The organism is Acidobacteriota bacterium (assembly GCA_003225175.1).
Taxonomy (GTDB): Bacteria; Acidobacteriota; Terriglobia; order Terriglobales; family Acidobacteriaceae; genus Gp1-AA112.
Genome location: QIBA01000027.1, coordinates 1 through 9,001, shown reverse-complemented (window position 1 = coordinate 9,001; position 9,001 = coordinate 1). Strand labels below are relative to the sequence as shown.

At 52.9% G+C, this 9,001-nt stretch carries 9 protein-coding genes; 4 read left to right on the top strand and 5 right to left on the bottom strand.

Translation table 11 applies throughout. The annotated features are described in order from the left end of the window. Nucleotides 1–422: 422 nt before the first annotated feature. A complete protein-coding gene (locus DMG62_01050; protein ID PYY24862.1) occupies nucleotides 423–668 on the bottom strand; it encodes a hypothetical protein in 246 nt (81 codons plus the stop codon). A 308-nt stretch (nucleotides 669–976) separates the two neighbouring features. Here DMG62_01050 and DMG62_01045 point away from each other — a divergent pair, with 308 nt between their 5' ends. The 4 genes from DMG62_01045 to DMG62_01030 all read left to right on the top strand — a co-directional run bounded on the left by DMG62_01045 (nucleotide 977) and on the right by DMG62_01030 (nucleotide 5,066). After that, nucleotides 977–1,705 (top strand): Crp/Fnr family transcriptional regulator, encoded by a 729-nt coding sequence (locus DMG62_01045; GenBank protein ID PYY24861.1) that lies wholly within the window; start codon nucleotides 977–979, stop codon nucleotides 1,703–1,705. A 78-nt stretch (nucleotides 1,706–1,783) separates the two neighbouring features. Continuing rightward, complete coding sequence (locus tag DMG62_01040) at nucleotides 1,784–2,293, top strand: hypothetical protein (GenBank protein PYY24860.1); 510 nt, start codon at nucleotides 1,784–1,786, stop codon at nucleotides 2,291–2,293. A 726-nt stretch (nucleotides 2,294–3,019) separates the two neighbouring features. Beyond that, nucleotides 3,020–3,328: a hypothetical protein gene (locus DMG62_01035; GenBank protein PYY24863.1), complete on the top strand. Its 309-nt coding sequence runs from the start codon at nucleotides 3,020–3,022 to the stop codon at nucleotides 3,326–3,328. 55 nt (nucleotides 3,329–3,383) lie between these two features. Further along, nucleotides 3,384–5,066: a hypothetical protein gene (locus tag DMG62_01030; protein ID PYY24859.1), complete on the top strand. Its 1,683-nt coding sequence runs from the start codon at nucleotides 3,384–3,386 to the stop codon at nucleotides 5,064–5,066. 42 nt (nucleotides 5,067–5,108) lie between these two features. Here the strand turns inward: DMG62_01030 and DMG62_01025 are convergent, their stop codons facing one another. The 4 genes from DMG62_01025 to DMG62_01010 all read right to left on the bottom strand — a co-directional run. Further along, on the bottom strand, nucleotides 5,109–5,831 hold the full coding sequence (locus DMG62_01025) for an exopolysaccharide biosynthesis protein (protein ID PYY24858.1): 723 nt from the start codon (nucleotides 5,829–5,831) through the stop codon (nucleotides 5,109–5,111). 44 nt (nucleotides 5,832–5,875) lie between these two features. Next, nucleotides 5,876–6,559 carry a hypothetical protein gene (locus DMG62_01020; protein PYY24857.1) on the bottom strand — a complete coding sequence of 228 codons (684 nt, stop codon included), beginning with the start codon at nucleotides 6,557–6,559 and terminating at the stop codon, nucleotides 5,876–5,878. Nucleotides 6,560–6,637: 78 nt separating this feature from the next. Next, nucleotides 6,638–7,954: a hypothetical protein gene (locus DMG62_01015; GenBank protein ID PYY24856.1), complete on the bottom strand. Its 1,317-nt coding sequence runs from the start codon at nucleotides 7,952–7,954 to the stop codon at nucleotides 6,638–6,640. A gap of 234 nt (nucleotides 7,955–8,188) precedes the next feature. Beyond that, nucleotides 8,189–9,001 (bottom strand): nucleoside-diphosphate sugar epimerase (locus DMG62_01010; GenBank protein PYY24855.1); only part of this gene is annotated, 813 nt, incomplete at its 5' end.

Sequence of the window (9,001 nt, the reverse complement as noted above, 5' to 3'; positions counted from 1 at the left end):
ATGACGATCAGCAAACATGGAGAGTTGGAGTGCCGGAATATAACAACTCGTTCATGGGAGGTCAGGGTCGACACTGGACGAGCCATGCAGCAGAAACCAGCCCATGCTTCAGTAGGCGTGAGCATACTCCTTCCAGACTGGGGAGCAGGCATTCCTGTTTCCGACAGCACTTCGTCGGCGGTTAATTAGCTCACACGGTTATCATGTGCGCCACAGTGCGTCTCGGTTGTGTCTAGAAGATTGGGAAAGGCTCTGGCTTGTGGCTGCGAACGAGCGCGCAGTCCACATGGAAAGCGGGATCTCGCGAGCGAGCGAGGTCCCGCTTTTGTATTAGCTGCAGGTCTCTGCCTGAAGAGCTCAAGAACAAAAGGCCCCGGAATAGATCCGAGACCCTTCGTCTTTGAATTGCCCCTGATTTTAGATCAGTTTTCCCGTCCTTTTGCCGTCAGCACTGGACATGGCGCTTGCGCGATAACACCGTAGGAGACGCTGCGGCTGAACGCTGGTTTGTTGGCGTTGCTCCGAGCGCCCATAGCGATGAGTTCACTTCCACGTTCCGCCGCGCTCTCCAGGATCTCTTTCACCGGATTCCCGAAACGCACCATGATCTCTGGATTGCAGGTCTTGATGGCTGTTAATGGCAGCGTGCGGTGCAGACCATCTTGCATCAATGCAACGTTTATCCGAGCTTGTGTCGGCCTTTAGGCGCTTGTGCGATTTTTTACGGAGCTGTACTCATCGCATTGTCGTTGCGTATCCACAGTATAGGGAGACACTTGCATCTCCTTCATACGAGGTGAGTTGCCGCAATTCGGAGGTACCACGAAGATACAGGGCGTCGCCGGGTAACGCGGAGGTGCATTTTAGGGAGCAATCAAGGAAGTTGGCTTTATAAGCTGAAATTGTGACCTGCGTCACATACTGATGTTCGGCACCAGGCTTAGACTGTTCTTGAGTTAGACGACAGGAGGGACCGATGCGCTCCCCATACGGCCTCGACATTATCGAAAATTGCACCCGCTGTCCTTATCGCGAAGAGCGTCTATTTTGTAATCTCTCAAAACCAGCAGTCGAACACCTGCAATCCATCAAATCCACATCGACCTATCCCAAAGGGGCGATGCTTTTTGTCGAAGGGCAGGAATCACGCGGAGCCTTCATCCTCTGCAAAGGGAAAGCCAAGCTGTACACCTCGTCAGCCGATGGACGAACCATCATTCTTCGCATTGTCACGCCAGGTGAGGTGCTGGGACTGACTTCGACGATCGCCGACAAAGCCTATGAAGCAACCGTCGAAGTGCTGGAACCGAGCCAGGTAAATTTTCTGCCCAAAGCCGAGTTTTTGAAGTTTCTCAGCCAGCATGGCGACGCCAGCATGCACGTTGCAAAGCAACTGAGCGCTAACTGCGCTGGAGCCTACGAGGAGATCCGCTGCCTCGGATTGTCTGCTTCGTCAGCCGAAAAACTGGCTCGGATGTTGCTCGCTTGGGCCGATCCCGAATTGAAGGGCGCCAACAAAAAAGAAGTGAAGATTACTCTGTCACTGACCCATGAAGAAATCGCGCAGATGATTGGATCTTCCCGAGAGACCGTCACTCGCCTCTTCGCCGAATTCCGCCGCAAGCAATTCCTGACGATCAAAGGCTCAAGCGTTTGGTTGCGAGATCTTCCGGCTCTGCGGCAGTTGGTCGCCCACGTAAACTAACGGCGATTGGGTTTATGTCACTTGATGAAGTGATATCGGTCACAGCGGCGATTTAGCTTCCCCCTTAATGTTGTGTGCATGCAGCATACGATCACTTCCGAAAGGTTAGAGGATCGATGTTTCAGGGACATTCTTCTGAATCTAGTTCCCGGACTCCCGCCTGCCGCTGCCTCTTCGCTCAGCTGTGCTCCCGAGCTGCGGAATTATGGCATCGGAGATCTGATCATCCGCGAGGGAGAACCTAGCGAGGGCATTTTTCTGCTGATTTCGGGGATTGCGCAAACCTCGATTTCAAAGAACGGTTTGCAAACCAAACAGGTAAGCCTCCACCAAATCTCAGCACCAGCAGTATTGGGTCTGGCAGGCACGATGCTTGCTCAGCCGTCCACGGTGACGATCTCGGCACTCAAAGCAGCTGAGACAGCATTTATCTCTCGCGCGCAATTCCTGCAAGTGCTTGCACAATTCCCTCAAGCTGGCCTTGCGTTTTCACAATTGATAGCTACGGAGCTTGCCCACACTTATTCGCACCTGAGTCAGCTTCGCGGTAGTCCGCGCATGGGCAGTGCGTCTGCCCCAGCACGCTAACGTCTCTCGTCCTGCCGATACCAGTGGGTGTGTGATCTTCATCACAGCCGCACTACCGAGTAGCTCATACGCTAATGTCGTGAGCGGTCATAGAGTGTCTTTCCCGAAGTGATGCGATATGGAGGGACCTATGTTTGATTCCTATTTCTTTACCATTCAAGCATCTTCCGAAGCGGCCAGTTCGAGCGGGCCAGAGTCATCTCGGAAGTCTTCCCAGTTGCACCCGAAAGTCGCTTGAGGACGTGCAGCAAAGGCTATGTTTAGAAACCCGGCTTTGCCGCTGGTGAAGACTCCTACGTCGCCATTCGTTACTTAAATTCCATCCTCTGTTCTCTCTCTGTTCCAGAGATAAGCAGACCGATGTTCATTCCAGATTTGAATGATTTTGTCTCGTAATACGTCTCCTCATCGCCAAGGCTAGTTGCTATGCCTTGTCGCGCTTTCTTCAATTCGCCCGCCCCGGGCACACCACGGTCTGTGGCATTAGCACTCTTGGGGAGCTACTCGGCTCGGCTGGTGTTTCCTTACGCCAAAATCCTGAGATGCGCACGCAGAGGTGGTACGAAGCTGCTGCTGCAATGTGTCTTGCGCACAACTCATCCGAGAAGATGCAACACTGCTCATAACGGATTCATCACTTACACAGAGACTCTCCGTGGAACGGGTCGTCGGGTAAGGCTTATGAATGCTATGAAGCAATAAAGGACTGTCTTGATTATTGATTTCCTGTGCACGAAATCACAGACGGACTCCCGAACCAGAAGGAGACGTGTTGGTGGATCTCTTGTTAAGCCATTCCCGGCGTATAGGGTAGAGGCCCACAAGCTGCACATTGAAGGAGAAGTATTGCTCGAAGTGATGTTCGCTGCATCCGGAAACATTCATATCGAACCAGTAGTCCGCGGTCTGGGAGACGGACTGCATGAAGCGGCACAACGCGCTGCGGAGCAAATTCGGTTCCAGCCGGCTAAGCGAAACGGTCAGCCATACGACTCCAACGCGACGGTGCGCATTGTTTTTGAATTGGCACAATGAAGACTAAGAAGCGCAAAGCTGGTGCCATGTGTCTGTGAACTCTCAAGGAGTTTCCATGTCGATAGCTCGCAATTCAATTTTTGCGGCCATGTTGGTTTCATCCCTTGCAATGGCGAGTTTGGACGCGCCTTCCACTCCGTCGAGTGACCAAGCGGCGCATTCCACCTACGAGGCCCTCTCTAACAGCATCTTCTACCATGAAGCCAAACTTGTGGAGAACATGCATAAGTACTCCCCGCTGGTTGAGACCTACATTCAGCAGATGAAGCAAGATCCGGAATTGGGAAAAGTCCCCGCCAGTGACAACTATTTCCTCGGGCGTCTCGTGCTCGATAACCGCGGGATCAACGACCAAACATACGGGAAGAAACAGTCAGGCAAGTTTAAGAGGGTGCTGGATCGGCTCGACGGCTTTTATAAAATGAAGTATGTACCGCAAGGCTTCATGCAACTGATCTTCTTGAATAGCGGATTCGACAGGGAAGATTGTGAACTCAAATATCAGCGGCAAGAGTTCCTGGGCGAAGTTCGCACTCTGGTGTTCAATGTAGTCCCGCTTAAGCACACCAAAGGCGTCCATTTCGTGGGCCGTATCTGGGTGGAAGACCAGGACTACAACATCGTTCGCATCAATGGAACTTATGCACCACAATCCAGGGGCAAGCACTACTTCCACTTCGATAGCTGGCGACTCAACCTGCAACCGGGATTGTGGCTTCCTGCGTACGTCTATACCGAAGACTCAGATGTGAAGTACGACCTGGTCCGCAAGCTCAGCATGAAGGGACAAACGCGTTTGTGGGGCTATGACTTGAAGCATTCTGGCCAGCAGACGGAGTTCACCGATATGCAAGTTGAATCGCCCGCCAAGGATGTGGCGGACCACAGCGGTAACGGCGCTAACGAGATCAGCCCGATCGAGAGCCAACAGAAGTGGCAACGCGAAGCCGAAGATAGTGTGCTCGATCGCATGGAGCGCGCAGGCGTCCTGGCCCCGGATGGGGAAGCCTCCAAAGTACTGCAGGCGGTGGTGAACAATTTTGAAGTCACTAACAGTCTCAACATCCAGCCGGATGTCCGTTGCCGAGTGCTGCTCACAACTCCGCTGGAGACCTTCACGATCGGACACACAATTGTGATTAGCCGGGGCTTGCTCGATGTATTGCCGGATGAAGCCTCTCTGGCCATGGTACTGTCGCACGAATTGGCACACATTGCCCTCGGACACTCCGTGGATACAAAGTATGCCTTCAGCGATCGCATGATTTTTCCTGACGAGGATGTGCTGCGCAAACTTGTCATGCAACGTAGCGAAACTGACGAGATGGCTGCTGACAAGAAGGCCAGTGAGCTTCTGCGCAATTCGCCCTACAAAGACAAACTGGCGAATGCGGGATTATTTCTGCGCGCGCTGCAAGCACATGCGCACGAGCTGACCTGGCTTATTGATCCTAACTTCGGCAACCGCATGGCTAAGGGAAGAGAACTGTTCCGGATGGCTTCTCTCGAGCAGTCGGCGCCCCAATTGCAACGTGGGGACGTGCATCAGTTGGCAGCGCTGCCGCTTGGCAGCAGAGTCAAACTCGATCCATGGGACGATCAAGTGAGTTTGCAGAAGAGCAAACCAGTTCCGCTGTTGACCGCGCGTGACAAGATGCCGTTTGAAGTTACGCCTATGTTTCCCAACCTTGCGCGCACCACGAATGCGGCAGATGTAGTGGCGCAGCAGAAGCAATAGATAGAAGCCTCCGACTTTAGTCGGGGCTTCCATCAGAATGGTCTAAGCGACGGTTTGGACTATACGACCGTCCAGGATCATAGAAGGAGTCGTTTCCACCAGGTTCCAAGCAGCCTTGTCTCCAATAATCTTGGCGGCAGTGTCTCGAGCCCGTGACAAAATCGGCGGTCGATGTTTAGGATCGTGAGCATCTGTAGCCAACAGATGAACGAGCCCACTCCGAAGTAGCCAAACGGCTGCTTCTTTGGCCGCTCTTCCCCAACTCCCGGTAAGAGCACTCGCGGTCACCTGAATAAGACACCCAGCTTCGATCCAAGGAAGGACAGTTTGCGGATGTCGCTGCAGAATTGGATTACGTTCCGGGTGAGTGATGATCGGATGCAGCTTCAGCTCGGTAGTCATTCCGAAAAGCAGATGCTCGAAATTCGGCGGCAATCCATAGTCGCTGAATTCGATTAATAAGTAGGGAGTACCTTCGATCAAGAACCGGCCGGGATTAGCCCATAGGGTCTGGATATTTTCATACGATAAGTGGAAATCGCATCCCAAGCTGAATTTCATCTTGCCCTTGACTCTTGTCTGAAGCTCCATCAAATGCTTCGACAAATCTGCCCGGCGATACTCAAACTGGGAATTCGCGTGCGGCGTCGCCACGATGTGGGTTATGCCGTCATCTAGTGCCACTTGACACATCTGTTCGGCGATTTCCCATGAGGCAGCACCGTCATCTACGAACGGCAAAATATGGCAGTGCAGGTCAATCATTATGGTAGAGAGCTTCAGTTTTCCGGGTCGATTTGGCTCGGACTCTAACGCACCTTCGACGGACTTGCCTGCTGGGTATCGAACGCTCCCGCAAAACCCGCGCCCGCCACCGCGCCAATTGCGACAAGACCGACAATGGCCCCAATCTTCCAGTTACCAAAAAAGCCGCTGCTCGTCGCTTGCGCCACTACGGGGGGATTTTGTCTCGAATCGTTTGCCTGCGGGCCGGAAGCCGTTCCGGCATCGTTCGGCTCTCCAGGAATCATGCGGGTCATCATCTGTCCCTGATTCAGTGTGACGCTCCGCCCTCCGCTTGTAATATTGAGCGGGCCTTCAAGTGCGGCAAGCTTTTCCATCCCATCTTTGTTTATCAGTACAAACTTAGCGGCGCGCGCGGCTGAAATTGTAAGATCCCCAAATTCCACATTCAGTCCATTCGCACCACTTACAGACAGGACGCCGCGCTCGAAGACAATGTTGCCGCCGCGATATTGGAGAGACGAATCATTACGCAGCGAGAACACAGTCTGGGCCACCTTCACCAGGGCAGTCGAATTTGGTCCCGTTTTGATCCGGTCACCGGGGAAAATCGTCGAAGTACGCGGGGCCTGTTGGCCATTGAGTTCCACGCTTCCGGAACCGATCAACATGGCTGCATTTGTGTCTGCGGCCAGCAATGTGTACGGCAAGGTCAGCAAGAGAATCGAAGTAACCACTGCTTTCATCATTTGACTTCCTCCACATTTGGCCTGCACAGGCCGAGATTCATAAAATGCCCTACCAACTATGAATGTTGTAAATCCAAGTTATGAGACTTTGCCCAGATAAGCTCCGTCAGCGCCTGCCACCGCGCCCAGAAGTACCGGCGAGCACGACGGCTCTGCTCGATCCTTTAGAATTGTGTGCTTCCGGATGGCGCAATCAAGACCCTCTGCCAGCGCAGTCGAGAAGCCGCTGCTAGTAAACAAATTCAAATCCATCAGCATGGGGCGCCCGGAAACATTCGGATACAGAGTGCAGCGTCCCTGCCACGCGCCATGCTTCGGATGCAGACTGAAGCTGATACTCCACTTAGCTTCAGAAAGAGCAAGCGATGAATTCCACAGGAATTCCAACTCGCCCTGATCATTTCTCGTGAACGGGTGCAATTGCACAGCCGCCGGAATGCCGGAATCAAGGTACAAGGTGATTCCATCAAAGCCCGCGCGTTCCAGGCATCCACGCAACGTCTGGCACACCTCGGCAAGACTCGCAGAAGAAGCAAGTACATCCGCAGCTATGCGTTCATAAACGCGTTTATCTTTATCTACTGCGGCTGAAACCACCTGATAGCCGGTTAAATAAGAGATTGTCGCAATTACGCCCGCCAGCAGGATCATTACCGATGTCACTACACGAGCAGAACCATAGATCGTTCCAATCAGGGATATGGCTCCGCAGGCGACACAAACCATCCAAAGAGTGACAACTGCAACCACCGGTGTAAATCCATTTGCTACTAGCGAATGCGACAAGTGGTCTCTTCCTCCCCTGGAAACCGGTCGACCACAAAGACGCCGGACTACGGTGACGAATGTGGTGTCACAAATCGGAACGAGCATCAGAACCAGTGGAAGCGAAAGCAAATCTAAGTAGCTCTTCAGGTAGGCATAGGTTCCGGTGAAAGCCAAACCAGCGAGTACAAATCCGAGGAATAGGGCTCCGCCGTCGCCCATGAAGATTAGGCCTCTCGGAAAATTGAATATCAGGAATCCGAGAACGGCGGCGGCCAAAGTGATGCACAGTACAAAGCCGACATGATCATTCTGCAGTAGCGCTATGGAGCCGCGAAACAGAGCAACAATGATAGCTATTCCAGCGCACAATCCATTCATGTTGTCGAGAAGATTGAACGCGTTTGTGAGTCCGACAAACCACAGAATTGTCACAGCGGCATTCACTAAGGGTAGATGCGTGAGGGGGATGCTGACACCGAAGAGTACAGGAATAGTCGAAAGTACAACTTGCACAGAGAGCTTGAGTCGCGGTGAAATCTGCCAGACATCATCTGCTAATCCCATCGCAAAGACTCCCAAACCGGCAAGCAGGATCACAGCGAAACGCTGATGCTGCCAAATGTGCATCCCGGCACACACGATTCCAAATGAAGCAACAATCGCAATTCCGCCGAAACGGGGAGTAGGTGGATGCTGCAGGCGGTCACCTACAGGGCTGGCAACCCATCCGTGACGAATGCAGATTTGCCTTATCAAAAAAGTGAGTAGAACGCTTATAGCTGCAGCACACAGCACTTCTATGTACACTGAAATGCCTCCAGGAGTCGTCAACGACAGTTTTCAATTCGAGCGTCCGCAGGGCTACGCAAGCGCGGCGACTGCGACCTGCGGCAGGTTAGATTCGGATAAATCCATGGCGACCCGGTCAATGATCTCGGCAATGTTCATTGTCGGCCTAAAACCGGTGAGTTTCTCCAGTCGCTCAAGGGACGGTACACGCCGGAACATGTCTTCGAAGCCGGACTCGTAAGCTGTTTCGTAAGGAACGTACTGAATTGGCGATGTACTGCCCACGCGATCCTTAACCAGACATGCAAGTTCTTCGATCGTGATTTCCTGGTCATTCCCGATATTGATGACCTGCCCAAGAGATTCAGGCGTTTGCAGCAGGCGAAGCATCGCCTCTATCACTTCTCCGACATAGCCAAAGCAGCGTGATTGTTTACCGGAACCAAACACCGTGATGGGTTGATTGGTAATTGCCTGCATCACGAACGTTGGCAATACCATCCCGTATCTGCCGGTTTGCCGGGGACCTACAGTGTTGAAGAAGCGACCGATCGTGACTGGGAGTCTTCGTTCGCGCCAGTATGCAAGCGCAAGGAACTCGTCAACGGCTTTAGAAGCTGCGTAACCCCAACGCGATTTCGCAGTCGCACCCAGAACGAGATCGTCATCTTCCCGGAAGACGCCGTTACCATTTTTGCCATAGACTTCCGAAGTAGAGGCCAGGAAGACTCGCTTCTTTTTCTTAGATGCGGCGTGAAGGACCATCTCCGTGCCACTAATATTGGTTTCGATGGTCTGCACCGGCTTTTCAATAATGAGCCTGACCCCGACTGCGGCTGCGAGATGAACAACCACGTCGCTGCGATCGACCAGCTCAGCCAGTAA